The sequence below is a fragment of the Rhodocaloribacter sp. genome, from assembly GCF_056451265.1.
Window position 1 is genome coordinate 1 of sequence record NZ_JBWOPL010000034.1, and the last position, 25,012, is coordinate 25,012.

The window sequence follows — 25,012 nt, forward strand, 5'->3', positions numbered from 1 at the left end:
AAGATCCTTTCGGGGGGGTACGTTGCTGTTGCCTCTGGAAGAGCGGTTTGATAGTTTGCCACGGGGCGTTCGTCAGATCAGAGCTGCAGGGCATGGTTCAGGCAGTCTTGGGGCGGTTAGCACCCAACAAGACGCTGGCGATTGAGCGTGTCTTTAGGCGGTTCGGAAAGGAAACCTCAAGTGGAAAAAAAGAAGCGCATCGTTCCAATACTCAGAGTAATCCTGCCCATCGCGGCACTCATCAGTGCCCTTGTAATTCCCCCCCTGGACCTGGTGCCGCCCTTGATAGCGCCCTTGCCGGACACGGTTCAGGAGCAGGTCGAAAGCGCTATTGGTTATGGGCTGGATGGCATCGTCGTGTATGTCGATCAAGCGGGAAAGCCACCGGCATTTTATGCTGCCGGCTGGAAGAATAAATGGACCCGCGAGCCGGCCGATCCCCACGCATTGTTCAGAATTGGCAGTATCAGCAAGCTGTACATCGCTGCCGCCGTCGCCAAATTGGTTCATCAGGGGCGGTTATTCCTGGATGCAACCCTCGCCGAGTATCTGCCGGAGCTTTCCGGAAGGATCGAATATGCGGATCAGATTACCCTGAAAATGATGGTGCAGCACCGCAGCGGCATTCCGAATTTCACGGATGATGAAGCGTGGGATTGGTTCACTTCGCATACAGACATCGACCAGGCCCTGGCCTTGGTCCTGGATGAACCGGCAGATTTTAAACCTGGCGCACGGACCCGGTATTCCAACACGAACTATCTGTTGATCGGTCGCATCCTGGACAAAGTGCTGGGATACAGCCATCATCAATATATCCGGGAAGAAATACTGGCTCCGCTAGGTCTGACGAATACCTATAGTTTGCTCAGCGAGGTAGATGACGAAGATGTGGTCAGCGGCTACTGGTATGGATATGACGATGATCTAAAGCAACTTGACTTTACAATTCCCGGGGGATCGATGATCGCTACTGCGGAGGATGTGGGGATTTTTTTGCGCGCCCTGAATGATGGCTCGCTGTTCAATGAAGAAGAGCGGGCGATTTACTCCTCAATTTACGAGTATGAACATACCGGCTGGCTGCCTGGATACTATAGCATTGCACGCTATCACAAGGACATTGATGCTGTGGTCGTTCAGTTTGTGAATACGACCGGCGGAGAAACCTGGGGGTTAGCAAATGTGGTTGGCGGAAAGGCCACGGGGATATCGAATATAATTTATAATCGTATTATTCGAATTTTGCACAAACAATGAATTGAGTTAAAAATGCCACCTGATGCTCCGGGTGATTTGAGGCTCTTGATAGGGCCGACCGACAGGGCATTTACTTCATCCGGCGGCCGGGATAAGGTCCGCCGCTGGCCCGGTCATTTTCTTGTGGGACTTCTGCTACTTGCCACTGCCACCGTCATGGCCGCCACCGCGATCCGGAATTCCGGCCGGTATTCCAGGCCGAGCGGCGTTCCCCTTGCGGTCCGAATAAGCTTATACATTTCGCGGTTTTTCCGGACACGGCCCTTCCGGGCGGCCCATGGCTTGTTGGTCGCATCGGCTGTATGGGGAGGACTACAGGTTTGTGGTCACAGAGTAAGAGCGAAGAACGTTGCCCGGTTCAAAGTTGACCGAAACGTTGATGAAAATCATGCTTTATGTAGTCCTGGGATTCATTGTCGTCGTGGCGGCTGCAGTCCTCTATGGAGAGATGCATTGGAAATCCGGCACGAAGAAGTTGCGAGACCGCTTAGAAGCGGGCAGATGTGCCGTCACGCATAAGGTTTTCGACCAGAGCGAACTCGAAGGCTTGCCCGCTCCTGTTCGGCGCTATTTTCTTGCCGTCCTGGAAGATGGTCAGCCGGTTGTGACAGCCGTCAGCATGGAGCACACCGGAACCTTCAATATGAGTGAGTCGGCGGAGCAGTGGAAATCCTTCACCTCCAACCAGCGTGTGATTCTCCGTCGCCCCGGTTTTGACTGGGACGGCCGCATCGCGATAATGCCCGGCGTACATGTCCGGGTGCATGATGCCTACGTCGCAGGCGAAGGCATCCTCCATGCCGCTGTGCTCGGGGTGGCGCCGGTGGCCGATTCCCGTGGTTCGGGAGAGATTGCGCGCGGAGAGTTGATGCGGTTCCTAGCCGAAGCGGCCTGGTACCCGACAGCCCTTCTGCCGGGTCAGGGCATCCGCTGGGAGGCCGTGGACGACCAGTCCGCCCGCGCAACGCTGAAGGACGGCGACCTCTCCGTCACGCTACTGTTTCGCTTTGGCAGAGACGGGCTGATCGACACCGTGCACGCCGAGGCGCGCGGCCGGATGGTGAGCGGCACGGTGGCGCCCACGCCCTGGCAAGGCCGGTTCTGGAATTACGCGGCTCGAGAGGGTATGCGCGTCCCCCTGGATGGAGAGGTTGCCTGGCTCCTACCGGAGGGGCCAATGCCCTATTGGCGTGGGCACATCACCGAACTCCGCTATGAGTTCGCTCGATGAGAGCAGCCAGTCAAACCAGACACTGCCTGACAACCAGTTGCACCCGACTGCCTGTAGCGTCCGCTCGTACTTCGCTGCCGCTTTCGGCAGCAGGTTGAGCGCGGCCTTTGTAGGGTAAGACACATTTTGGGGTCTGCGATCATGCGATTCAACATAACGATGCTTGTTTTCACTCATTTTGTCATGCCCACCGCTTTTCTCGTGAACTTTGCCCAAAGCCGAACAGAAAGTCAATTAGAATTGCTCCTCTCCACCCTGGTTGTGGTTTCGTACGTAGTGTTTATGTTCATCGTTGGACGATGGGACTGGTTCGGGTACAGGTTGCGGTATATATTATTAATTGTTCTTTGCATCGTGGTTTTCACGACGTGGCACCATGCGATTGAACAACAATGGTGGCGTGGGATCGGAAAGGGTCACTGGGTGGAAAATATCACCCGGCTGGGGCTCTTTCTGACATTTGCCGTTCTGATCGGCAAGGCGGTTCGCGGCTTTCGGTCGCCGGCCAACGCCATCGATGTTTCGTTCCCGTTGCACAATGGTACGTATTACGTCGCGCATGGTGGCAATGACGCGACCATCAACTACCACCACAACCACACGGCCCAACGGTTCGCATTGGATATTGTCAAATTGAACAGATTCGGCACGCGCGCGTCTGGCATCTATCCGAAATTGCTCGCCCGGTATTCTATCTTCAATGATCCGGTTTTAAGCCCGGTCGAGGGGATTGTAGTACGGTCCGTTGACGGATTGCCCGACTTCACGCCTCCCGAAAAGGACACCAGAGCGCGAGCGGGAAATCATGTTGTGATTCAACCCGTTGGCACGGACGTTTACATCTTGCTGGCACACCTGAAGAGGAACAGTGTTCTGGTGCGCGAGGGCGACCCTGTCGAACCGGGACAACCTCTTGGTCGAATTGGCAATTCCGGCAATACCACAGAGCCACACCTGCACATTCATTGTGCAACGATTGACGGCGATGATTTTACCGGTGGGGGCACGGGAATACCGCTACGGTTTGGCGGACGATTCCTTACACGAAATAGTATTGTGCGCACAAGGGTGGATTAAACGCGACCTAAGGATGCCTGCGTGCTCCCTTCAGAGGTCTTAGTCGCCCTTCGCCGCTTAGCTCAACCGTTAGACGGCTTTCCAACCTCTTTTCCTTCCCTCTCACAGGCCTATGATTCTTCGCCGCGTCATTGAGAATGTCCGCGAGCAGAGCTGGACCGCCATCGCGATCGACTTCGTGATCGTGGTCGTGGGTGTATTTCTCGGGATCCAGGTGTCGAACTGGAACACCGCGCAGGCGGAGAAGGCCCGCGAGCGCCTGCTGCTGGGCGAGCTCCGCGCCGAACTCGTCGAGTCCGTGCGCCAGTTGACCATCAAGCAGAACGCGTACGATCAGGTCGGCCGATCCGGTGCGGATGCCCTCGCCTTCCTGGAGGCGGGCGAGAGATGCCGCGAGGATTGTTGGGGCACGGTCGTCGATTTTTTCCATGCCTCGCAGTGGCAGCAGGTCCCCGTCAGCCGCTCGACATACGACGAGATGCGCCGCAACGGCTGGCCGCGCAACCGCGCCATCGTCGATGCCATCGAGGACTACCTCCGCCAGGCCGACCAGTTGGTGGCTCCTCTGGAGCGTCCGCCCGCATACCGCTCCCTCGTCCGGGGACTGGTTCCGTTGGCCGCCCAAACGGCGTACTGGACCCATTGCTTCGAGTTGACCGACGGCGAGGAACTCTACCTCGACGACTGCCCTGCGGGCGTCGCCCCGCAGATGGCCGCAGCCGCGGTGGAGGCCATCGTGGCGCATCCCGAGATCCATGCTGCACTGACGGAGTGGGCGGGGTTTGCGCGTGCGCTCAGTGTCAGCATCACCCCCCTGATCGGCGCGGCCGAGCATGCGATCGCGCTGATCGATGCCGAACTTCAAGGCTGACCTTAATTCGTTTTTGCGTCATGCGGGCCTATGCACCTGCGAAATCGGCTCGGACCAGGAGCCGCCTAACCTCCGCGGCAGCCGACCGCGGGCGTGTCGGCCTTGCTTGGGTCGGGCGTTTGTGTTTCATTGCCTTGCGTAAACATTGTGCTGCTCGCCCATTGCGGCCGATCGCCCCTCTGTTATGGGCCTTTGCCACGTCGCCCCTCTGAGAGGCTTTATCTTAGAATCCGGAGAAGCGGATTGCGTACGTCCACGACCGTTCTTGTCGGTGCATGCCGTTGCTTTGCAGATGCGATGGGCCGATTCCGGACACGAACGAAGTGACTGACGAAGTAAAAGGGTCGTGTAAGAGCGTACAAGCCACACAACGGACAAAGACGACGCGCCGACTTCGTCGCTACACTTGTGCCTTATTGCTCCTTGCTTGTCTCGCCGCCAATCTCCAGGCTCAGCCGGTGGTGCGGCGCGGCGAGATGACCGTGGCCTTCGACGCCTCGCAGGCGCGCTTCGAAGACCTCGCCACGGGGCATTCGTCAGGTCAGAGCTGCAGGGCATGGGTCAGGCAGTCTTGGGGCGGTTAGCACCCGGCAAGACGCCGGGGAGCGCTTCGTGTTTTTCTAACACATTAGAATTCCCCCACCGCTTCTGAGCCTTGCGCCGCCGAGCTTGCACGTGCGTGAACGCCGGAAGGCCGCTTACTCCGCCGAGGGATGCATGCGCATGTAGTCTACGGCGAGATGCGAGAGGGCGCGGACGCCCGTGACGAGCGCGCGCTCGTCCACCTTGAAGAGCGGCGAATGGTTCGGGGCGTACTCGGAGAGGGGCGCGCCGGGGGCGCGGATGCCGAGGAAGAAGAACAGCCCCGGGACCTCGCGGGCATAGTACGAGAAGTCCTCGGCTCCCATCTGACGCGGCGCTTCGAGCACGTTCGCGTCGCCGGCCACGCGGCGGAGGGTGGCGTCCATCTCTCGGGCGAGGTCGGGATCGTTGTACGTGACGGGATAGCCGATGCGGATGTTGACCTCGGCGGTCGCGCCCGCGCTCTCGGCGATCTTTTCGGCGGTGCGCCGGATGCGGCGGTGGAGGTCCTTTTGCATCTCCGTGTCGAAGGCGCGGATGGTGCCGGTCATCTCCACCTCGTCCGGGATGATGTTGCCGCGCACGCCGCCGTGGATGCTCCCGACGGTGACGATGGCCGGGGCGACGGTGACGTCGAGTTGCCGGCTCGGGATGGTCTGAAGCGCCGTCACGATCTGCGCGGCGGTGACGATGGGGTCGATGCCGCCCCACGGATACGCGCCGTGCGTCTGCCGCCCCTTCACCTTGATGTGCAGCCCGTCCGAACTCGCCATCTCCCCGCCGGGGCGGTAGGCGATCTGCCCGGCTTCCCAGGCGGGCACCACGTGGAGGCCGAAGGCCACCTCCGGGCGCGGGTCGTCGAAGGCGCCTTCCTTGAGCATCAGCGCCGCGCCGCCCTCCTCACCGGCGGGGGCGCCCTCTTCGGCGGGCTGAAAGAGGAACACCACCGTGCCGGGCAGGTCGTCTTTCACGTCGGCGAGCACCTGCGCCACCCCCATGAGGATGGCCGTGTGGTTGTCGTGCCCGCACGCGTGCATCACCCCGACTTCCTGCCCGTTGTACTCGGTGCGCACCGTCGAGGCGAAGGGCACGTCCACGCGTTCGGTGACGGGCAGCGCGTCCATGTCTGCCCGGAGCGCGACCACCGGCCCCGGCTTGCCGCCCCGGAGCACGCCCACGACGCCGGTGTGGGCCACCTCGGTGCGCACCTCCAGACCCAGGCTCCGCAGGTGCTCGGCCACGAGCGCGGCGGTGCGATACTCGCGGTTCGAGAGCTCCGGATGCGCGTGGATGTCGCGACGCCACGCGATCACCTGCGCCTCGACGGCCTTCGCCTTCCGGTCGAGGGCCTGCGTGAGCGGATCCGGCGTCTGCGCCCGCGCCGGCGGGGCGGCAAAAACGTACGCGACGAGCAACAACGTGAAAGCGGAGAAAAGCGGGGCAGGTTTCATGGCGAGAACAGGGGTTTGAAAAGACTTCCGGAGGGAGAACGTGATCATCCCGCCTGCGATCATCCCGCCTGCGGCGGAAGACCGTGCGCGGGTTTGTCCGTGCCGGGTAAGATAAAACAAAAGACGCTGCCTTTGCCCGCGTCCGCGACTTCGGCCCGGATGCGCCCGGCGTGCCCCTCCACGATCCGCTTCAGCGCCCTTCCGATGTCCCGCCCCGACGCCTCAAACGCTTCAACCGCTCTGCCCGAGGACCTCCGGGCGCCTCGAACCGCGTTTCCGCATCGTGAGCGCAGCCTCGCGGGTTCGGCGCTCGTTACGGGCGGTGCGGGGTCGCCGGGGTATCGAAAGCCGGGTGCGCCGGGGCCGGGAGGTACGTTTGGGCACGGACGGCCGCCGGATCCGCCGGGAGACGACCCTGAAGCAGAAGCGGGAACGAGCCGAGCGGACGGCTACGTGGAGCGTCCCATGACGTTGCGATGAGGCCTGCCCGGGCCGTCGTTTGAGCGGCTCATTCCTCGACGGCGAGCCGACGGATGATGTGATAGCCGAAGGGCGTCTCCACGGGCTCCTTCGTGATCTCTCCGACCGCGAGGGAGTCGATGGCCTCGTCGAAGGCGGGGACCATCTGTCCCTTGAACCACTTGCCGAGGTTGCCGCCGTTGGGGCCGCTCGGGCCGTCGGAGTACTGTGCGGCGAAGATGGCAAACTGATCCGGCTTCTCCTGAAGCTGCGCGATGAGTTCTTTCGCGCGGGCGTACGCTTCTTCCTTCGTCCGGGTGACCTCGGGCGCGGCGCGCATGGCTCCCTGATAGGCGATCAGGATGTGCGCCCCGGCGCGCTGTTCGAGCTTGATCCGCCGCACGAAGGCATAGCCGATGCCGTCGAAGGCCACCGGGCCGCCGACCTCACCGTAGTCGAGCTTTTTGAGCGTCTCCAGCAGTCCCGGAGGCGCGGGGTCGCCTTCCTTCACGCCGCCGAGGAAGATCGGGCCGTCGCCGAAGTCGTTGTACTTTGCGGCATACTCGTCGAAGTTTTCCGCCGTGACCTCTGCCTTGAGGGTCTGTGCGAGCGAGTCGGCCTCGGCTTGTTCGCGCGTCACGGTCGGCGGCACGCGAGGCGAACCCTTGTATCCGATGAGAAAAGCTTCCGCCCCATAGAAGGGCGCCTTCATGGGGTCGCGGCGGATGACGTGATAGCCGAAGGGGGTCTCCACCGGCGTCTCGGTGATCGCGCCCACTTCGAGGCTGTCCACGGCCTGATCGAAGGCCGGCGCCATCTGCCCCTTCGACCACGTGCCGAGGCTTCCGCCCTGCGGCCCCGACGGGCCGTCGGACTCCGTGCGCGCGAGTTCTTCAAACTGCGAGGGATCTTGTTTGAGCCGCGCGATCAGCTCCTCGGCTTTCGCGCGCGCCTCCTCCTTCGTCCGCGTCACGTCGGGGTTGGCGCGCATGGCCCCGGCGTAGGCCACCAGGATGTGCGAGCCGGCATAATCGCCGTCGGCGGTGAAAAGTTGTCCGGGCGCCCCTTCTTCCGAAGCGGTTTCATTATTGCCACTGCAACCGGCGAAGAGGAACAGGCCGGCAACGATCCAAGAAACGATTCTCATCCGAAATGATGTCTGGGGAGCATCTCCCATGAAACAGGTGTGAATCTCCCGAACGAAGCGCCGTCGGACGCGGTTTCTCAAAAGCCGATCCCGACACGATCTTCACAAAGCCGCGCCGTTTACAACACGACCGAATCCTTGAACTCGGGGATGTCGATGTTGTGGTATCCGTGCCGTTCGAGGGCGGTTTTGAAGGCGTTCTGCCGCTCCGGCGCGCCGTGGACGAGGAAGATGCGCCGGAGCCGGTCGCGGTCGAGCATGCCGATGAAGTGAAGCAATCCCGGTTCGTCGGCGTGGGCGGAGAGGCTGTTCATCACCACCACCTCGGCCCGGAGGACGTGCTCCTCGCCGAAGATGCGAACCACCGGCTGCCGGTCGACGATGCGTTTGCACAACGTGTTTTCGGCGCAATAGCCGACGATCATCACCGTGTTCCGGCGGTCTCCGATGTTGTTTTTCAGGTGATGGAGGATGCGCCCGGCCTCGCACATGCCCGAGGCCGAGATGATCACCATGGGCACCCGTTGCCCGTTGAGCGCCTTCGACTGCTCGACGTCGCGGATGTACGTCAGGCGGGAGAAGCCGAAGGGGTTCGGATCGGAGAGCAGGTATTCCCTGAGCTTGCGGTTGTAACACTCGGGGTGGGCCAGATACACGCTCGTGGCATTGACGGCAAGGGGGCTGTCCACGTAGACGGGGATGGCGGGCAGGCGGTGCTCGTTCCAGAGCTGATCGAGGGCGTAGACGATCTCCTGCGTGCGTCCGACGGCGAAGGCGGGGATGATCACCTTGCCCCCGCGCCGGCTCGTGCGCCCGATGACCTCCGCCAGGCGCTGCTTCGTCTTCCCGGCGGCCTCGTGCACCTTTCCGCCGTAGGTCGACTCGGAGATGAGGTAGTCGCAGTCGTCCATCTTTTGCGGATCGCGGAGGATGGGCCGCCCCGGGTTGCCCACGTCGCCGGTGAAGCCGAGCCGGAGGGTCTTGCCCCGCTCCTTGATGGTGAGCACCATCGTCGCCGAGCCGAGGATGTGCCCGGCGTCCCGGTACACCACGCGCACCCCCTCGACCGGCGAGAAGGGCAGCCCGTACGAGACGCCGACGAACTGATCGAGCACGCCCTCGGCGTCGTCCACCGTATAGAGCGGCTCGACGGGCGGCTTGCCCCGCTTCCGGTGAATCTTGTTGACGTAGGCGACGTCCTTCTCCTGGATGTATGCGCTGTCGAGCAGCATCAGGCCGCACAGGCTGACGGTGGCGTGTGTGGCGAAGATGCGCCCGCGAAAGCCCTCTTTCCAGAGCTTCGGAAGCAGGCCCGAATGGTCGATGTGGGCGTGCGAGAGCAGCACGGCGTCGATCTCCCTGGGATCGAACGGGAAGTGGCGGTTGAGGTGATCGGCCTCGGCGCGCCGCCCCTGATAGAGGCCGCAGTCGAGCAGGAGCTTCTTTCCGTTTTCGAGTTCGAGGAGGTGCTTCGAGCCGGTCACCGTGCGGGCGGCTCCGCAAAAGGTCAGTCTCATCTGGCGCGCGGGCGTCGTTTCGGAACATGCGAAGCCCGAACTTCGCCACTGCGCCCGTCAAATACAACGGGGAAGACCGGCGCGCTGTCGCCTTCGGACGGGCCGGATCACGTTCCGGGCGACTCCGCGGGGTTGAACGGCTTTTCGGGGGGCGGACGCGCCTGCGCTCATGTCGTCCGGGGGGAAAGACCGTGCGCGGGTTTGCCTTCTCGGGGTAAGAGGAAAAAAAAGGCGCTGCCCTTGCCCGCGCCTTCGGATTCGACCCAGATGCGCCCGCCGTGCACCTCCACGATCCGCTTCACGAGCGCCAGTCCGATGCCCGTGCCTTCCTGATGCCTGGACAACCGCTCGAAGAGACCGAAGATCTTTTCATGATATTGCAGGTCGATGCCGATGCCGTTGTCGCGCACGCAGGAGATCACCTCCGCGCCTTTCTGCCAGGCTTCGATCTCGATGCGCGGCTCGGGCTGATCCCCCATGAACTTGATCGCATTCTCCACGAGATTCTGATACACCTCGCGCAGCCGCACGCGGTCGCCCTGGACGACGGGCATGTCCGGCGCGATGCGCACGTCGACGCCGGCCTCCTCGATCCGCCCCGCGAGCAGTTCGACGGCTTCGCCGGCCACGTCCGTCAGGGGGACGGGCTCCGGCTCGCTGGCGATGCGCCCGATGCGCGAGAGTTCGAGCAGTTCGCTGAGCAGTCGCTGCATGGTGAGCGCTGCGTCCCGGATGCGCTTGATGTCCTTGCGCGCCCGCTCGACGCGTCCTTCGGCGACGTCCTGTTCGAGCAGACCGATGAAGCCCTGAATGGTGAAGAGCGGGCTCTTGAGGTCATGCGACACGGTGTATGTGAAGCGTTCGAGCTCGGCGTTCTTCGCCTCGAGCTCGGCGATGAGGCGTTCCTGCATCGCCACGGCCTCCCGCCGCTCGTGAACCATGGCGGCGACGATGAGCGTCGAGAGCGTGGTCACGGCCAGGAATGCCTGAATGGCCAGCACCTGTTCGCGCACCGACTGCCCGGCGACGACGAAGGGGCTCCGGCCCAGGTTTGCATTCAAGACCACCATGAAGGCCGTCACCAGCAGCGCCGCCGTCACCACGCGGAGGTCGAAGCGAAGCACGGCCCACAGGAGGATCGGGTAAACAATGTACGGGAAGTCGAGCATCGAGGCCGCGGGAGCCGGTTCGGACCCGAAGACGAGTTGTCCCACGACGACCAGGGCGGCGAAGAGGGCCACCCCTTCCATCACACGCGCGGGAACGGCCCGGTGAAAGCCTCGCTGAACGGCGCTCGCCCACGACAGAATCACCGGCACCATGATCAGCACGCCGAGGGCATCCGCCAGCCACCAGGCCTGAAGGATGAACGAGAAAGGGAACCGAAACCCCTGCACCGAAAGCACCGTCGCGCCGACGAGCGCGCCGAGTCCCGTGCCGATGAGCATCCCGAAGACCGTCAACGCGAGCACGTCCCGGACCGAGCGCAGCGCGGGCGGCGACCCGAGGTATTGACGCAGCAACCACGCGCCCACCGTCCCTTCCAGGCTGTTCCCTATGCCGAACATCAGTCCCTGCCAGACGCTGTGCCCCAGCACCACGGCCTCGCTGACCACGTTGGCGATGATCGCCAGAAACAGCAGACCCGCCCATTGGCGAGGCGAGGTCAGCAGCAAAGCCGCCATGAGCAGACCACTGCCGGGCCAGAACGTCGAGATCCCTTCGGGCGGAAAGTCGAGCGCATCTCCCAGCAGCAGCGCTCCGAGATAGACGATTCCAAAGAGAAAAACCCAGACGGTGTCGGGTAATCCGGTTGCGCCGTGGCGCAATGTGAAAGGCTCTTTCATGAATGGCAGGGGACCCGGGGAGACCGCCTTATGATACTTCATACGCGAGGCGACCGCAACCGCCGGAAGGGCGTAGGCGCCCTGTCTTCCTGACTATTCCGGGAGACGAATCACGAGCTCGTCCGGAAGGTCGTTTCGCTGCGGGCTCGGGTTGATGAGTGCGCCGGGCAACGGCAGGTCGAAAGCCGTAACGAAAGGCGCGATGGCGGAGAACCAGAACTCCTGTTGAAACTCGAAAAAGTCCTCGTCGAAGCCCTGCCGTGCTCCCCGGTGTCCGAGGATGTCGAGGTAGAAAATGCGCGGCCATCCGGGGAACCGCTCCTGTGCTTCCTTGAGGAGCGCGAAGGCGGCACGCGCCGCCTGCACGAAGTCTTCCTCCGGCTGCACAACGTGATACAGCGACACGGTGTTGTCGAAGTTCATCGCGATGCCGGGCGCATCGGGCTTGTTGTAGGCGGGAATGAGAGGCGGTTCCATGTTCACGGTCCTTTAGGGGGGCGTCAGGGTTCGTTGCGGCGGGCGAAGGCGAGCACGAGGCGCAAGTGGGTCAGGAGGGCGGGGATGAGTTCGAGGCGGGCGAGGCGAGCGGCGGGCATCTCCGGCAGGCGCGGCGGACTGATGCGGCCCATCCACAGGCCCATCTTGTCGGTCAGGGCATACTCGCCGGGGAAGCGTCCGGGGGGCAGGTGGGTGGTATAGAACGCGAGTTTGCGCCGCAGACGCTCCCGCACGAGATCGTCCGCATCGAGGAGCGCGGCGTCTTTTTCCGTGAGCATCGCCCCGCCGGCCAGGTAGTCACGATAGACGAAGGGCAACTCGAGCAACGTCGCGGCGACGACCTGCGCTTCCGGCTTGTCCCGCAGGCCCACCTCCGCCGCGCGGGCCGTCGCCGTGGCGACGAGGCACAACGTCTCCTCCGCCGTCAGCTCCGGGTCCGCCCCTTCCATGCCGGCGAGCGCCCGCCCGGCCAGCTCCTGCGTGACCGTCAGCGCGCCCAGCACGGCAAAAGCGACGAACCGCGCCGCGCGCTCGGATTGCGGGGTCTGCTCCGTCTCTGCCATCGACGCTTCCATGTGTGATTCCCATTCAGACGGCGATGATACCGGCGAACCGGAGCCGGGTTGCCGCGCGCCCTTTTCTTTCCGTGAAAACTGCAATAACCATGGATCCGCCGGAAGGAGGCAGGCCGACCCCGGAAATTCCCCGCGCGGGATTACGGATCGGGCGGAGTCGTCGATACCTCGGGAAACGGCTCGTTTTTCACGGTAGTGCCCGGTTCGATGAAAACCACCTCTCGCCCTTCCCGACCGCGTCCTCCTGCTCCGAGGACCACGCCCGCGCGCGCCCTCCCGGCGTCGCGACGCACGTACGACCGGGAGAGCCTCGTAGCCTTTCTCGACGCTCTGGAAGCCGAACGGGTGGACCTCCACGAGGGCTTCCCCGAGGCCATCGCCTCGATCCTCCGGGTCGCACAGGCCCTTCACCACGTCGCTCGGACGCTCCACCTCGACGCGGTGACGGAAGCCGTGGAGGCCCTCGAAAAAGCCGCCTCCGATTCGCCCGACGCCTTCAAGGCGCGGCTCGACGACCTCCTCGGCGTCCTCAGCCGCTCCATTGCGGAGGCGACCGGCCCGAAGGCGCGCATCCTCGTCATCGACCCGGACCCGGACACGGCGGCCATGCTCGAGGTGATCCTCTCGACGCCGAACCGCGAGGTGTTTCTGGCGGGCTCGGCCCGGGAAGCCGAACGGCTGCTGGCCCGGGAAGCCTTTGCGCTCATCATCCTCGAACTCGTCCTGCCGGACATGGACGGGCGCAACCTGCTCGTCCGCCTCCGCGCCCACGCCGTCACGGCGCTCACGCCCGTCATCGTGGTCTCCTCCTTCGCGCAGGCGCAGGTGAAGACGGAGTGTTATGCGCTCGGCGCGGACGCCTTCTTCGAGAAACCGTTCGACGCCGCCGCCTTCTCGGCGCAAGTCTCCGCGCACCTCCAGCGGCGCATCCTCCGCGATACGACCGACCCGTTGACCGGCCTCCCGGACGGCCTCGCGCTCGAAGAAGCCTTCGAACGGGCGCGCGCCTTTTACGACCTCTCCGAGACGCCCTTCTGCGTCGCCGTCCTCGACTTCGACGATTTCAAAGCCGTCAATGCCGTTTATGGCCCCCTCACCGGCGACGACGTGCTTCAGAAGGCGACGACGCTCATCGCGAAGTGCCTCCGCGCCTTCGACCTGTTCGGACGATGGGAAGGCGACCGCTTCTGTATCCTCTTCCCGAATACGACCCTCGACGAGGCCGCCGAGATCCTCGACCGCGCTTCACAGGCCGTCCGGTACGAGCCTTTCCGGGCGCACAACGGGCAGACGTTTCACGTCTCCTTCTCCGCCGGACTCGTCTCACTCAAATCCGACGACGCGCGTCTCGAAGACGTCCTCGAGCGGGCGCAGCAATGCGTGCGGCGGGCCAAGGCAAACGGCGCGCGCGGGCGGGTGATCACCGAGGCGCAGGCCGTGACGCCCGAAAAACCGCGCGTCCTCGTGGCCGAGCACGACGAGGACGTGGCGGCCATCCTCGCGTTCCGGCTCCGTCGGGACGGCTTCGAGGTCGTCCGGTTCGACGACGGGAAGCGCCTCGTCGCCTTCGCCGAGCGTCACCGCGCCGCGCTCATCATCCTCGCCGCGAAGTTGCCGGGTCTGGACGGCTTCGAGGCGCTCGAGCGTCTGCGCGCCATGCCCGCTCATGCCCGCACCCCCGTCCTCATGCTCACGAGCATGGGCCGCGAGCGCGACATCGTGCGGGGCTTCGAACTCGGCGCAGACGACTACCTGCTCAAGCCCTTTTCGCCCGTCGAACTGAGCGCGCGCGTCCGGCGCCTCGTCGAGCGACACACGCCCGATGCTCTTCCCGCCTGAACGTCCGCCGCGCCGAAGCTCCGCCATGCCGTCTCTCGACCCGACCGCCTTCTTCGACGTCTCCTTCGACGACCCCGTGTTCCGCTTCGCGCTGCTCATGCTCGAAGCGCTGATCGTGCTCGCGTTCGTCTTCACGGCGGTCGCCGTCGGGCTGCGCGTGGCCAACGATCGGAGAGAGGCCCGAAGGAAACGGCTCGACGCCCTCTGGCGGCCGCTCCTGCTCGAAGTGCTCGCCGGGGACCGGCCCGTGGCGGACCTGTGCGCGCGCGTCCCGCGCCGGAGCCGATTCTATTTCTGCGCCTTCCTCTATCGTTTTGCTCGGAAGGTGCGCGGACCGGAGCGTGAGCCGTTGCGCGCGGCGGCGCGTCCGTTCCTTCCGGAGTTGAGGGAGGGTCTGCGCAAAGCCGCTCCGGAGGCGCGGGCGCGGCGGCTGCAGATCCTCGGGCTCCTCGGCTTCCCCGATTACGTCGAAGACCTCGTCTCGGCCCTCGACGACCCCTCGCCGCTCGTGGCGATGGTCGCCTTCCGCAACCTGGCGCGGCGGGAGCACCCCGCCTTCGCGCCGCTCCTTCTGGAGAAGCTTCCGCGCTTCGAAGACTTCAGCCACGACGCACTCGCGGCGTTGCTGGCCGGGGTCGGTTTCGAGGCGGCGGTCCCGCTCCGGCGCGCCCTCGCCGACGCCGGACGTCCGGCGTGGGTGCGAGCCGTGGCGGCGAAGGCGCTCGGGCGGCTCGGCGACGTCGCGGCGGCGGACCTCGCGGAGGACCTTCTCGAGGCGTGCCGGGACTCGGCCCTGACCCTCGCTGCACTCGAATTGATCGGGCGCGTGGGGGAAGAGCGCCATCGCGCCGCCGTGGAAGCCTGCCTCCGATCGCCGCAGGAGGAGGTGCGCCTGCACGCCGTCCGGGCACTCGGCTCGCTCGGTGGCGCGGGGGTGCGGGCGGCCCTCCGGCGCGCCCTCGACGACCCCTCGCCGTGGGTGGCCCTGGCGGCGGCGGAGCGCCTCAAGCAGATCGGGGCCGCCGACCTCCTCCGCGCCCTCGCCGCCTCCACGCATCCACGCACCGCCCTCTTCCAACAGGTGCTCACCGACAACAGCCTGGCTGCCTGAAGCATGAACACCGTCTTCTGGACGTTCCTCGCGGTCTTCCACGCCGTCGTCTTCACCTACTTCGTGGTGCTCAACACGTATTACCTCGTGATGAGCATCTTTGCCTTCCGCGCCCTTCGCCGGTACACGCGCCGCCTCACCTCCATCGACGTCGACGACCTCGTCGCCACGGCGGGCGCGCCGCCCGTGACGCTGATCGTGCCCGCCTATAATGAGGCGGAGACCATCGTCGCCTCGACCCGCTCGTTCCTCACGCTCCGCTATCCCGACTACGAGATCCTCATCGTCAACGACGGTTCGAAGGACGACACGCTGGAGGTGCTCCGCGAGGCTTACGACCTCATTCCGGCCCCGCGTTTCCCGCTGGCGCACCTCGAGACGGCGCCCGTGCGAGGGGCCTATCACAGCCGAACGCATCCGAACCTGTGGGTGCTCGACAAGGAGAACGGCAAGCGCGCCGACGCCATCAACGCGGGCATCAACCACTGCCGCACGCCGCTGCTGTGCATCGTCGATGCCGACGGGCTGCTCGAGCCCGACGCGCTCATCCGCGTGGCGCGTCCGTTCCTCGAAGATGAGCACACGGTGGCTTCCGGCGGCATCATCCGCATCGTCAACGGCTGCCGCGTCGAAGACGGCCTCGTGCGCGAAGCGCGCCTGCCCCGCAACCCGATCGCGCGCTTTCAGGTGCTCGAATACCTGCGGTCGTTCCTGGCCGGGCGCGTGGGCTGGGATGCGCTGAAGATCATGTTCCTCGTCTCCGGCGCGTTCGGGCTTTTCCGGCGCTCGCTCGTCGTCGAGGTGGGCGGGTTGGCGCCGGACAGCCTCGGCGAAGACCTCGAATTGACCGTGCGGCTCCACCGTCATTGCCGCGAGCGCGGCATCCCGTACGAGATCCACTTCGTCCCGGATCCCGTGGCGTGGACCGAAGCGCCGGAGACGCTGAAGGTGCTCGGACGGCAGCGCGACCGCTGGCAGCGCGGACTCATCGACACCATGATCCGGCACGTCCGGATGCTCTTCAATCCCCGGTACGGACGCATCGGACTCGTCGCCTATCCCTACTTTTTCTTCCTCGAAATGATCGGGCCGATCATCGAGTTCACGGGCTATCTCGTCTTCCTCACCGTCCTTGCGCTCGGCATCGCCTCGCTCCCGTTCGCGCTCCTGTTCCTCTTCGTCGCCGTGATGCTCGGCAGCGTGCTCTCGATCGCGGCGGTGGGCCTCGAAGAGCTCACCTTCCGCCGGTACACCCGCACCCGCGACCTCCTCCGGCTCTTCTGGCTGGCGTTTGCCGAAAACCTGGGCTACCGGCAGATCCTGACGTACTACCGGCTGCGCGGCACGATTTCGTATTTCCGCGGCCTCGACGGCTGGGGAGACATGGAACGCAAAGGCTTCGAAGAACCGTGACGCCCATGAACCGACGCCTCGCCCTCCTTTTGTGCGCCGCCCTCGCGGCCCCCGTCGCCGCCGCGCCGCGCGCCTCCGCCGACTCGACCGGCACGCCGCCGCGCGCGTGGGCTTTCTCGACCTTCGTCCAGTACGAATCGCTGAGTGAGGGACGCCCGGCCTGGCAAAGCCTGCACGCCTATGCCCGGCGGCGCTTCACGCGGGGCGCGCTCGTCGTCGAGGCGTTGAGCGCCCGCCGCTTCGACGCCCGGGACGAGGCGCTCGTCGCCGACGGATGGCTCGACCTGTGGCCCGGCGGCTATGCGAACGCGCGTCTGCAACTGGCTCCGACGCCTCGCTTCCTCCCGGCCGTCGAGGGGTACGCCGAGGTCTATCAGGGCGTGGGGCGATGGGAACTCGCGGCAAGCTTTCGGCAGCGCGCCTTCGCCGAAGAGCACGTCCGCACGTTCGGCTTCGCCGCCGCACTTTACGTGGGGGACTGGTACCTCCGCGCACGCGCCGCATGGACGCCGAGCCGGGGACGGGTCGGATGGGCGCAGACCGTCTCGGCTCGGCGGTACGGGGCGTCCCCGGAGACGTTCGTCGAGGTGCGGGGGGGGCGGGGACGCAGCGTGGAGGTCGTCGACGCGGGGCCCGTGCTCGTGTTCACGCAGACCTGGTTCGTCGCCGTCCGGGCGCAACGGTTCTTCGGCCCCACCTTCGGCCTCTCCGTCGCCGCCGCCTACAGCGACGACGACTTCTTCACCCGCCGCACCTTCGCGCTTGGCCTTCTGTCCCGGTGGTGAACCGGTCGGCGTCGCGCAGGGGCCGCGTCATAGCGGCGCGATGGACAGGAGGCGCACCGGCGCGCCCCACTGATAGATCGTCATCACGTCTTCCGGGCGCGCCTCGAACCGAACGCGCAGCCCGTCTTTTTGAAAGGCTTCTTCGAGATTGATCGGGAGATATTTCGCACCGTCGTCGGCGACGATGCCGAAAAAGCCGCCTTCGAGGTCGATGTGCTGGATGGTTCCGGTCATGGTCACCGTCTGCTTCGTTTCGTCCGGTTCCTCGTCTGGGATCGCGCCTCCGCACGCTGTCACGATCAGGAGCGCGGCCGAGGCGAGCCACGGGCCGAGGCGGCGGGTGCGTCCCGGACGTGCAGACGTCAAAGAGGGCCGTCGGGTTGCGCGAGGCGCGGCAGGCAGCCGCGTATGGGCCGGACGAGGCATGGGTCAGGTGCTCTTCGGGGCATCCTCGCCGCCGATGGACTCGCGCATGTGCGTATCCGCCTGAATGTTGCGGAGGTTGTAATAATCCATCACGCCGAGGTTGCCCTTCCGGAAGGCTTCGGCGATGGCTTTCGGCACCTCGGCCTCGGCGGCCACCACCTTGGCCCGCTGCTCCTCGACGGAGGCGCGCATCTCCTGCTCACGCGCGACGGCGGTGGCGCGGCGCTCTTCGGCCTTGGCGCGCGCGATCTTGAGGTCGGCCTCGGCCTGATCCGTCTGAAGCTTCGCGCCAATGTTTTCGCCCACGTCCACGTCGGCGATGTCGATGGAGAGGATCTCGAAGGCCGTGCCGGAGTCGAGGCCTTTCGAGAGCACGACCTTCGAGATCGAGTCCGGGTTTTCGAGCACCTCCTTGTGGGAGTTCGCCGAGCCGATGGTAGTCACGATGCCCTCGCCCACGCGCGCCAGGATGGTCTCCTCACCCGCGCCCCCGACGAGCCGCTCGATGTTCGCCCGAACGGTCACGCGGGCCAGCGCGCGCACCTGAATGCCGTCCTTCGCCATGGCCGTCACCGGCGGCGTCTCGATCACTTTCGGATTGACCGAGACCTGCACGGCCTCGAACACGTCGCGCCCGGCCAGGTCGATGGCGGCGGCCCGCTCGAAGTTCAGGTCGATGTTCGCCTTGTCCGCCGAGATGAGGGCGCGTATGACGTTCTCGACGTGCCCCCCGGCCAGATAGTGCGCCTCCAGTTCCGGCGTGCCTACATAGATTCCCGCTTTGTGCGCCGTGATCAGGGGACGGACGATCAGGTGCGGCGGCACTTTCCGCAGCCGCATCCCCACGAGGTCGCGCAAAAGCTTAAGCCGCACCCCCGAGAAGTACGCCGTAACCCAAAGACCCAGGGGGACGAAATACATGAAAATCATCAGGCCGAGCACGATCAGGACGATCACGAGCAGCCCGGTGGCGCCGATCAAGGTTTCCATGGATTTGGCCGTATGTGTGCGTATTCAAAAGTGGGCGGCTCATTGAGCGCTGCCCTTGCGATAGTTTCCGCTCTGCCCGCCCGTCTTGGCCAGCAGGTGAATGTCCGTGATGAGGATGGCCTTCGAGACCGACTTGCACATATCATAGATGGTCAGCGCCGCCACGGAGACGGCGGTCAGCGCTTCCATCTCCACACCCGTCGGCCCGACGCTTTTCGTATAGGCCCGCACGTCCACGGCGAGCGCGGTTTCGTTCAGCGAAAGCTCCACGTCCACGCCGCGCAACAGCACGTCGTGGCACAGGGGAATGAGCTTGCTCGTCTGCTTGGCGCCCATGATTCCGGCGATCTGCGCCAGCGTCAGCACGTCGCCTTTGCGGATCTTGTTCTCGGCCACCAGACGAAAGGCTTCTTCGCCCAGAATCACGCGCCCGACGGCTACCGCCGTGCGCACCGTGGATTGCTTGTCCGCCACGTCCACCATCTGCACGCCGCCCTGCGGATCGACGTGCGTCAGCGCCGGTACATCACTCATGGTTGAAAAAGGGATTGAGGGTTCGACATCACAGCCATCTCTCGGGGGGAACGTCTGAAGATAGGCGCATGTTGCGCGAAGGGCAAGCCGCCGCCGACGTTCGTGCGCCCGAACGTCGGTGCGCGAAGGAGGGGCCGGCGTTCCGGACGAAGTGCTTATCCGCCGATCAGGATCATGGGGCGGTTTTTGGACTGCGCCAGCTCGTGCATGCCCGCGTGTGCGGCCTTCTTCCGGAGCACGGCGGCGCGGATGATCTCGCCGAGCGCCTCGTCCGACGCGCCGGCGCGGAGGGCGTCGCGGAGGCTGACCTCGGCGCGTCCGAACAGGCACACTTTCAGATGCCCGTCGGCGGTCAGACGCAGCCGGTTGCACGAGGCGCAGAAGTCCTCGCTCATGGACGTGATGAAGCCGACCCGCCCGCGAAAACCGGGCACGCGGTATGTTTTCGACGTGTCGTTCGGCCCGTCGGCCAGGCGCTCCAGCTTCGGAAAACGCGCCTCGATCCGCTCGATCATCTCGCGATAGGGCATGAAGCGCCCGTCGTTCCACCCGTTGCCGTCGAAGGGCATGTATTCGATGAAGCGCACTTCGAGGGGCCGGCGCTCGGTCATCGCCGCGAAGTCTGCCAGCTCATCGTCGTTGAAGCCGCGCATGACCACGCAGTTGATCTTCACCGGATCATAGCCCGCCGCCTCCGCCGCGTCGATGGCGCGCAGGACGACGTCGAAGCCGTCTCGCCTCGTGATGAACGCGAACCGTTCCGGGCGGAGCGTGTCGAGGCTGATGTTGAGGAGGGTGACCCCGGCGGCGCGGAGACGCGGGAGCTTCTTCGAAAGGAGCAGGCCGTTCGTCGTGAGCGCGAGGGTCTTCAGCCCGGGCAGCGCGCCGAGCCCCTCCACGAGGTCCTCGACGCCCTTGCGCACGAGCGGCTCGCCGCCGGTCAGCCGGATCTTCTCGACGCCCGCCTCGACGAACAGCCGCGCCAGGTGGAGGATCTCTTCGAACGTGAGGATCTCGTCGCGCGGGCGAAGCGGCACGCCCTCCTCCGGCATACAGTACCGGCAGCGCAGATTGCACCGCTCCGTCAGCGCGATGCGGAGGTACGTGTGGCGGCGGCCAAAGGTATCGGTGAGCAGATCCGGCATGACGTCCTTTTAAGAGCAAGCGGCGCGGTTGTTCTGTCCCGAACGGGAAGTTTGCGCCAAAACGCGACGGTCACTCTCGGGCGTAGATCTTCTTTCCCCCGAGATACGTCGCCACGACCTCCGTTTCGAGGATCTCGGGGGCGGGGACGGTCATGATGTCTTTCGAGAGGATGACGAAGTCGGCCCGTTTGCCGGGTTCGAGCGAGCCGAGCGAGGCTTCCTGAAACGCGGCGTACGCGGCGTCGCGGGTGAAGGCGCGGAGCGTCTCCTCGCGCGTGAGGCGCTGTTCGGGCTGCCATCCGCCCTCGGGCCACCCCTCGGCGTCCTGACGCGTGACGGCGGCATAGAAGCCGAGCAGCGGATCGACGCGCTCGACCGGGAAGTCGGAGCCAAAGGCAAGCACGGCGCCCTGATCGAGGAAGGTGCGCCACGCATACGCGCCCCGGACGCGCTCCGGTCCGAGGCGATCCTCGGCCCAGTACATGTCGCTCGTGGCGTGCGTCGGCTGCATGGAAGCGATGACGCCGAGCGTGACGAAGCGCGGGAAGTCCTCCGGCGCGACGACCTGCGCGTGCTCGATGCGGTGGCGTTCGTCCGGCGCGACGCCCGCCGCCTCATAGCCGTCGAGCGTGACGCGGTTGCCCCGGTCGCCGATGGCATGCGTGTTCACCTGATAGCCGCACGCGAGCGCGGCGCGCACGTCTTCGGTGAACGCCTCGGGCGTGTGCATGAGCAACCCCCGATTGCCGGGATCGTCCGAATAGTCTTCGAGGAGCGCCGCGCCCCGGCTGCCGAGTGCGCCGTCCATGTAAAACTTGACCGCGCGCACCGTGAGCTTGCCGCCGTAGTCGAGGAGGGGATCGTTGCAGAAGGCGTCGAACGTTTCGCCGCGTCCGCCGACCATGGCGTAGACGCGGAGGTCGAAGCGGTCCTCGTCGATGGCGCGCCGGTAGCGTTCGACGGTGGCGCGGTCGACGCCGGCTTCGTGGACGCTCGTCAGTCCGAAGCGCTTCGTCTCGTCGATGGCGCGGCGGAGGGCCTCGTCGAGCTGTTCGTCCGTCAGCGGCGGCACGTGCCGCCCCACGATGCCCATCGCGGCATCGACGAAGACGCCGGTGGGTTCGCCGCGCGCGTCCCGGCGGATGGAGCCGCCTTCGGGGTCGGGCATCTCGCGCAGCCGCTCCAGCCCCACCGCCCGGAGCGCCGCCGTGTTCGCCCACGCCGCGTGCCCGTCGATGCGTCGGAGCCACACCGGACGCTCGGGGAACACGTCGTCGAGGTCGTACCGCGTGGGAAAGTCTTTCTCCGGCCAGTCGTTCTGATCCCACCCGCGCCCGGTCAGCCATGCGTCTTCCGGCAGCGTTTCTTCGAACGCCTTGAGCCGCTCGATCACCTCCTCCTTCGACGTCGTGCCCACCAGGTCGGCCTGCATCATGCTCACGCCGAGGCCCATCAGGTGCGCGTGCGCGTCGATCAGGCCGGGCACGACCGCGCGTCCCTCCGCGTCGAGGCGCCCGGCGTCGGGATGCGCCGCCAGCACCTCCTCCTCCGCACCCACCATCACGATGCGCCCGTCCTTCACCGCCATGGCCTCCGCCGTGGGCTGCGCCGGGTTGGCCGTATAGATGCGGGCGTTGTGAAGGACGAGGGTGTTTTCCTCCTTCGGCGCGGAATCACACGCCGAAAGCGCCGCGACCATCACGAGACTCATCAGGATCGCGGGACAGACAGACAGATTCATGGGGTTGCTCTCGAAAAGTGGGGGGAAGGGGGAATATACGGCGCGGGGCGGTTCGGCGGCGGGTCAATCCTTCGGCTCCTCGGCCCGCTTCTCCACCCACAGCGTCACCGGCCCTTCGTTGACGAGATGCACGTTCATCATCGCGCCGAAGACGCCGGTGGGCACGGGCTTGCCGAGGTGGTCGGCGAGGAGGCGGGTGAAAAGCTCGTAGAGCGGCTCCGCCTTTTCGGGCAGCGCCGAGGCGACGAACGAGGGCCGGTTGCCCTTGCGCGCGTCGCCGTAGAGGGTGAATTGAGAGACGACGAGCGCCTCGCCGCCGACCTCGCGCACGGAGCGATTCATGCGGCCCTCGTCGTCGGGAAAGATGCGGAGGCCGGCGCACTTTTTGGCGAGCCACGCCGCTTCTTTCTCCGTATCCGTGCGGTGCACCCCGAGGAGGATCAGCAGCCCTCGCCCGATGCGGCCGACGACCGCGCCGTCCACTTCCACAAATGCTTCGCTGACGCGCTGAACCAGAGCCACCATCTCGCGCTCCTGTCGTTTTCGTTAAGGGGGGAACCGTTCACTCCTCGCCGAGACGGGCGCGAAGATACGCGGCCAGCTCTCGAAGCGCCCGCCCCCGATGGCTGACGGCGTTCTTCTCCGTCGGGCTGAGTTCGGCAAAGGTGCGTGTTTCGCCCTCGGGCACGAAGAGCGCGTCGTAGCCGAAGCCGCCCGCGCCGCGCGCTTCTTCGAGGATGCGTCCCGGGCATACCCCTTCGAAAAAGCGCACCGCGCCGTCTTCGGCGAAGGCGACCACGGTCCGAAAACGCGCCGAGCGGTCGGAAGCGCCGGACAGTTCGCGGAGGAGCTTCGCGCGGTTGGCGGCGTCGTCGGCGTCGGGGCCGGCGAAGCGCGCCGAGTGGACGCCGGGCCGCCCGTCGAGGGCCGTCACTTCGAGGCCGGTGTCGTCGGCGAGGGCGGGCAGACCGGTGTGCCGGTGGAGCGCGAGCGCCTTCTTCCGGGCGTTGCCCTCCAGCGTCGGCGCGTCCTCGATCACCTCCGGCGCGTCTTCGAACGCCGCCGCCGTGCGCAGCGTCACCGGCAATCCCGCCAGCAAGGCCCGCAACTCGCGCACCTTGCCGGGGTTGCGCGTGGCCAGCACGATTTCCTGCAATTCTTTCATGGACTTGCGGTGAGCTTCGGTTCGACGTCGGAGCCATAAAAAACGGCTCTGCCGTAACAATTCCGCACGCGCCGCCGTAGTCGTCCGTGAATTTTAAACATAAACCTTTTCATTAGCCCTGAGGGAGGGTCGCTATGAAAAAGCTCACTCGCGCGCCATCGGGCGCGGCGCTATTCCTGTTCCTTTTCGCTGCTTTCGTGCTCGTTTCAACACCATCCGCCCAGGCGCAAAACGCCTTCGACAATCGGAGCGAAACGTGGTGGAACAACCTCGAAAAGCAAGTTGCGCAGTCGCTCGATTCCCCCATCGAACAGATCCGGGACGAGTCGCTCCAGAACGTCATCTTCTTCTCGACGAACTACGGCGATCGCGTCGATTTTACGTATGCCGTGGACAAAATCTATGATATTTACGAGCATGCGCCGCTCGAAGCGCGCCGTACGCTGGCGCTCGTGGCGCTCCATGCCATCGGCAACGAGTACGCCATGCAGCGCCTGAGCAGAGCCGTTGAGACGGAATCCTCCATGCGCATTCAGAAACTGGCTCAGGCCGTTCTCGCCGACTTTTACGGGAAGCGCACCATCTAAGCGTCAGGCCCGCTGTTTTTCTCATCCGGAGCGGTCCCTTCTGGCGGGCGCACCGTCGTCCCCCGGGCTGCTCCGGTTGAGGAAGACCGGGAAACCTTCACGAAGGCACATTGTTTTTCGCAATGTGCCTTATTATATTATAAGGCTGTTTCAATAACCCAGTAGCACACAGGAGGGATTCGTCTTGCCGGTAGGAATCAAAGTTCGGGACAACGAGTCGATCGACCGCGCTCTGCGACGTTTCAAGCGCGCCGTCAACCGCAGCCGCGTGCTGCGCATTTACCGCGCGAACATGGCCTACACGAAGCCGTCGGAAGAGCGGCGTCTGGCCCGTGAGAAAGCGGCTCGCAACTCTCGGAAACGCTCGCGATACTAAAGCACGTTCCGGATCTCCGGAAGCTTCGGAACGCGCGACCTGCTCCGGCAGGTGTGCGCACATAGATTTGCGTTTCTCGCAAAGGCGATCTCTGCCCGGAGGTCGCCTTTTTGTGTGATCCCGCTCCACGAGCGGAGCGCGCTCCGGCGGCATGCGACGCGGCGACCTCTCACGAACCATGAGGCGCCGAAAAATAGGTCCTACATAACCGCATACTTGCGCATTCATTTCATAGATATTATAATTTGGGCGACGCTCGTTTGTGGTTTGCGAGACGCGGGATAGGGCTATTGAAGGGGGAAAGCCGACAACTAATCCCTGAGTGGCAGGAAGATTCAGATTCTTTTTGCGAGAATCGTTGTTTGGGGCGTTCTCATAGATTACG

Annotated in this window: 23 protein-coding genes; 10 read left to right on the forward strand and 13 right to left on the reverse strand. The window is 64.9% G+C overall.

Annotated elements, in window-relative coordinates; translation table 11 throughout:
• Nucleotides 1–180 precede the first annotated feature (180 nt).
• The 4 genes from AC1HIY_RS04735 to AC1HIY_RS04750 all read left to right on the forward strand — a co-directional run bounded on the left by AC1HIY_RS04735 (nucleotide 181) and on the right by AC1HIY_RS04750 (nucleotide 4,439).
• Nucleotides 181–1,260: a serine hydrolase domain-containing protein gene (locus AC1HIY_RS04735; RefSeq protein ID WP_479575561.1), complete on the forward strand. Its 1,080-nt coding sequence runs from the start codon at nucleotides 181–183 to the stop codon at nucleotides 1,258–1,260.
• A 379-nt stretch (nucleotides 1,261–1,639) separates the two neighbouring features.
• A complete protein-coding gene (locus tag AC1HIY_RS04740; protein ID WP_479575562.1) occupies nucleotides 1,640–2,491 on the forward strand; it encodes a DUF6920 family protein in 852 nt (283 codons plus the stop codon).
• A gap of 159 nt (nucleotides 2,492–2,650) precedes the next feature.
• Nucleotides 2,651–3,568, forward strand: a complete 918-nt coding sequence (locus AC1HIY_RS04745) for a M23 family metallopeptidase (RefSeq protein WP_479575563.1) — start codon at nucleotides 2,651–2,653, stop codon at nucleotides 3,566–3,568.
• A 112-nt stretch (nucleotides 3,569–3,680) separates the two neighbouring features.
• Entirely contained in the window at nucleotides 3,681–4,439 is a 759-nt protein-coding gene (locus AC1HIY_RS04750; RefSeq protein WP_479575564.1) for a hypothetical protein, read from the forward strand.
• A gap of 698 nt (nucleotides 4,440–5,137) precedes the next feature.
• Here the strand turns inward: AC1HIY_RS04750 and AC1HIY_RS04755 are convergent.
• The 6 genes from AC1HIY_RS04755 to AC1HIY_RS04780 form a co-directional block, all read right to left on the reverse strand.
• Complete coding sequence (locus tag AC1HIY_RS04755; protein ID WP_479575565.1) at nucleotides 5,138–6,472, reverse strand: amidohydrolase; 1,335 nt, start codon at nucleotides 6,470–6,472, stop codon at nucleotides 5,138–5,140.
• 508 nt (nucleotides 6,473–6,980) lie between these two features.
• Nucleotides 6,981–8,078, reverse strand: coding sequence for a peptidylprolyl isomerase (locus AC1HIY_RS04760; protein WP_479575566.1), 1,098 nt, complete (start codon nucleotides 8,076–8,078; stop codon nucleotides 6,981–6,983).
• A 119-nt stretch (nucleotides 8,079–8,197) separates the two neighbouring features.
• Nucleotides 8,198–9,595: an MBL fold metallo-hydrolase RNA specificity domain-containing protein gene (locus AC1HIY_RS04765; protein ID WP_479575567.1), complete on the reverse strand. Its 1,398-nt coding sequence runs from the start codon at nucleotides 9,593–9,595 to the stop codon at nucleotides 8,198–8,200.
• Nucleotides 9,596–9,762: 167 nt separating this feature from the next.
• Nucleotides 9,763–11,442, reverse strand: coding sequence for a sensor histidine kinase (locus AC1HIY_RS04770; protein WP_479575568.1), 1,680 nt, complete (start codon nucleotides 11,440–11,442; stop codon nucleotides 9,763–9,765).
• Nucleotides 11,443–11,535: 93 nt separating this feature from the next.
• Nucleotides 11,536–11,919 carry a hypothetical protein gene (locus AC1HIY_RS04775; protein WP_479575569.1) on the reverse strand — a complete coding sequence of 128 codons (384 nt, stop codon included), beginning with the start codon at nucleotides 11,917–11,919 and terminating at the stop codon, nucleotides 11,536–11,538.
• Nucleotides 11,920–11,942: 23 nt separating this feature from the next.
• Nucleotides 11,943–12,515: a hypothetical protein gene (locus tag AC1HIY_RS04780; protein WP_479575570.1), complete on the reverse strand. Its 573-nt coding sequence runs from the start codon at nucleotides 12,513–12,515 to the stop codon at nucleotides 11,943–11,945.
• 207 nt (nucleotides 12,516–12,722) lie between these two features.
• Between AC1HIY_RS04780 and AC1HIY_RS04785 the strand changes: the two genes are divergently transcribed.
• Genes AC1HIY_RS04785 through AC1HIY_RS04800 form a run of 4 tightly spaced genes read left to right on the forward strand, consistent with a single transcriptional unit; the run spans nucleotide 12,723 to nucleotide 17,663 of the window.
• Nucleotides 12,723–14,354, forward strand: coding sequence for a response regulator (locus AC1HIY_RS04785; RefSeq protein WP_479575571.1), 1,632 nt, complete (start codon nucleotides 12,723–12,725; stop codon nucleotides 14,352–14,354).
• 25 nt (nucleotides 14,355–14,379) lie between these two features.
• Nucleotides 14,380–15,465: a HEAT repeat domain-containing protein gene (locus AC1HIY_RS04790; protein WP_479575572.1), complete on the forward strand. Its 1,086-nt coding sequence runs from the start codon at nucleotides 14,380–14,382 to the stop codon at nucleotides 15,463–15,465.
• A 3-nt stretch (nucleotides 15,466–15,468) separates the two neighbouring features.
• Nucleotides 15,469–16,878 carry a glycosyltransferase family 2 protein gene (locus tag AC1HIY_RS04795; protein WP_479575573.1) on the forward strand — a complete coding sequence of 470 codons (1,410 nt, stop codon included), beginning with the start codon at nucleotides 15,469–15,471 and terminating at the stop codon, nucleotides 16,876–16,878.
• Nucleotides 16,879–16,883: 5 nt separating this feature from the next.
• Nucleotides 16,884–17,663, forward strand: coding sequence for a YaiO family outer membrane beta-barrel protein (locus tag AC1HIY_RS04800; protein ID WP_479575574.1), 780 nt, complete (start codon nucleotides 16,884–16,886; stop codon nucleotides 17,661–17,663).
• Between the two features lie 27 nt (nucleotides 17,664–17,690).
• Here AC1HIY_RS04800 and AC1HIY_RS04805 read toward each other — a convergent pair whose 3' ends face one another.
• The 7 genes from AC1HIY_RS04805 to rdgB all read right to left on the reverse strand — a co-directional run bounded on the left by AC1HIY_RS04805 (nucleotide 17,691) and on the right by rdgB (nucleotide 23,664).
• Nucleotides 17,691–18,029, reverse strand: coding sequence for a hypothetical protein (locus AC1HIY_RS04805; protein WP_479575575.1), 339 nt, complete (start codon nucleotides 18,027–18,029; stop codon nucleotides 17,691–17,693).
• Between the two features lie 63 nt (nucleotides 18,030–18,092).
• The gene (gene floA / locus AC1HIY_RS04810; RefSeq protein WP_479575576.1) at nucleotides 18,093–19,079 is read right to left on the reverse strand and encodes a flotillin-like protein FloA; all 987 of its coding nucleotides are present in this window, start codon (nucleotides 19,077–19,079) and stop codon (nucleotides 18,093–18,095) included.
• 39 nt (nucleotides 19,080–19,118) lie between these two features.
• Nucleotides 19,119–19,613: a cyclic pyranopterin monophosphate synthase MoaC gene (gene moaC, locus AC1HIY_RS04815; protein ID WP_479575577.1), complete on the reverse strand. Its 495-nt coding sequence runs from the start codon at nucleotides 19,611–19,613 to the stop codon at nucleotides 19,119–19,121.
• Between the two features lie 155 nt (nucleotides 19,614–19,768).
• Nucleotides 19,769–20,758 (reverse strand): GTP 3',8-cyclase MoaA, encoded by a 990-nt coding sequence (moaA, locus tag AC1HIY_RS04820; RefSeq protein WP_479575578.1) that lies wholly within the window; start codon nucleotides 20,756–20,758, stop codon nucleotides 19,769–19,771.
• Nucleotides 20,759–20,828: 70 nt separating this feature from the next.
• Nucleotides 20,829–22,499 carry an amidohydrolase gene (locus tag AC1HIY_RS04825; RefSeq protein ID WP_479575579.1) on the reverse strand — a complete coding sequence of 557 codons (1,671 nt, stop codon included), beginning with the start codon at nucleotides 22,497–22,499 and terminating at the stop codon, nucleotides 20,829–20,831.
• Nucleotides 22,500–22,562: 63 nt separating this feature from the next.
• Complete coding sequence (gene dtd / locus AC1HIY_RS04830; protein WP_479575580.1) at nucleotides 22,563–23,024, reverse strand: D-aminoacyl-tRNA deacylase; 462 nt, start codon at nucleotides 23,022–23,024, stop codon at nucleotides 22,563–22,565.
• Nucleotides 23,025–23,061: 37 nt separating this feature from the next.
• On the reverse strand, nucleotides 23,062–23,664 hold the full coding sequence (gene rdgB, locus AC1HIY_RS04835; RefSeq protein ID WP_479575581.1) for an RdgB/HAM1 family non-canonical purine NTP pyrophosphatase: 603 nt from the start codon (nucleotides 23,662–23,664) through the stop codon (nucleotides 23,062–23,064).
• 134 nt (nucleotides 23,665–23,798) lie between these two features.
• On the opposite strand from rdgB, the gene AC1HIY_RS04840 reads away from it, so the two are divergent.
• On the forward strand, nucleotides 23,799–24,251 hold the full coding sequence (locus AC1HIY_RS04840; RefSeq protein WP_479575582.1) for a hypothetical protein: 453 nt from the start codon (nucleotides 23,799–23,801) through the stop codon (nucleotides 24,249–24,251).
• A 184-nt stretch (nucleotides 24,252–24,435) separates the two neighbouring features.
• Nucleotides 24,436–24,627: a 30S ribosomal protein S21 gene (gene rpsU, locus AC1HIY_RS04845; protein ID WP_456425985.1), complete on the forward strand. Its 192-nt coding sequence runs from the start codon at nucleotides 24,436–24,438 to the stop codon at nucleotides 24,625–24,627.
• The last annotated feature ends 385 nt before the right edge of the window (nucleotides 24,628–25,012 follow it).

Bases quoted from the DNA above. Each gene is read 5' to 3' on its own strand.
- AC1HIY_RS04785 (WP_479575571.1), top strand. From the start codon at position 12,723: ATGAAAACCACCTCTCGCCCTTCCCGACCGCGTCCTCCTGCTCCGAGG.
- AC1HIY_RS04740 (WP_479575562.1), top strand. From the start codon at position 1,640: ATGAAAATCATGCTTTATGTAGTCCTGGGATTCATTGTCGTCGTGGCG.
- AC1HIY_RS04775 (WP_479575569.1), bottom strand. From the start codon at position 11,919: ATGGAACCGCCTCTCATTCCCGCCTACAACAAGCCCGATGCGCCCGGC.
- AC1HIY_RS04840 (WP_479575582.1), top strand. From the start codon at position 23,799: ATGAAAAAGCTCACTCGCGCGCCATCGGGCGCGGCGCTATTCCTGTTC.
- AC1HIY_RS04755 (WP_479575565.1), bottom strand. From the start codon at position 6,472: ATGAAACCTGCCCCGCTTTTCTCCGCTTTCACGTTGTTGCTCGTCGCG.
- floA (WP_479575576.1), bottom strand. From the start codon at position 19,079: ATGGAAACCTTGATCGGCGCCACCGGGCTGCTCGTGATCGTCCTGATC.
- AC1HIY_RS04790 (WP_479575572.1), top strand. From the start codon at position 14,380: ATGCCGTCTCTCGACCCGACCGCCTTCTTCGACGTCTCCTTCGACGAC.
- dtd (WP_479575580.1), bottom strand. From the start codon at position 23,024: ATGGTGGCTCTGGTTCAGCGCGTCAGCGAAGCATTTGTGGAAGTGGAC.
- AC1HIY_RS04795 (WP_479575573.1), top strand. From the start codon at position 15,469: ATGAACACCGTCTTCTGGACGTTCCTCGCGGTCTTCCACGCCGTCGTC.
- moaC (WP_479575577.1), bottom strand. From the start codon at position 19,613: ATGAGTGATGTACCGGCGCTGACGCACGTCGATCCGCAGGGCGGCGTG.
- AC1HIY_RS04745 (WP_479575563.1), top strand. From the start codon at position 2,651: ATGCTTGTTTTCACTCATTTTGTCATGCCCACCGCTTTTCTCGTGAAC.
- AC1HIY_RS04770 (WP_479575568.1), bottom strand. From the start codon at position 11,442: ATGAAAGAGCCTTTCACATTGCGCCACGGCGCAACCGGATTACCCGAC.
- rdgB (WP_479575581.1), bottom strand. From the start codon at position 23,664: ATGAAAGAATTGCAGGAAATCGTGCTGGCCACGCGCAACCCCGGCAAG.
- AC1HIY_RS04825 (WP_479575579.1), bottom strand. From the start codon at position 22,499: ATGAATCTGTCTGTCTGTCCCGCGATCCTGATGAGTCTCGTGATGGTC.
- AC1HIY_RS04765 (WP_479575567.1), bottom strand. From the start codon at position 9,595: ATGAGACTGACCTTTTGCGGAGCCGCCCGCACGGTGACCGGCTCGAAG.
- moaA (WP_479575578.1), bottom strand. From the start codon at position 20,758: ATGCCGGATCTGCTCACCGATACCTTTGGCCGCCGCCACACGTACCTC.
- AC1HIY_RS04800 (WP_479575574.1), top strand. From the start codon at position 16,884: ATGAACCGACGCCTCGCCCTCCTTTTGTGCGCCGCCCTCGCGGCCCCC.
- AC1HIY_RS04760 (WP_479575566.1), bottom strand. From the start codon at position 8,078: ATGAGAATCGTTTCTTGGATCGTTGCCGGCCTGTTCCTCTTCGCCGGT.
- AC1HIY_RS04750 (WP_479575564.1), top strand. From the start codon at position 3,681: ATGATTCTTCGCCGCGTCATTGAGAATGTCCGCGAGCAGAGCTGGACC.
- AC1HIY_RS04780 (WP_479575570.1), bottom strand. From the start codon at position 12,515: ATGGAAGCGTCGATGGCAGAGACGGAGCAGACCCCGCAATCCGAGCGC.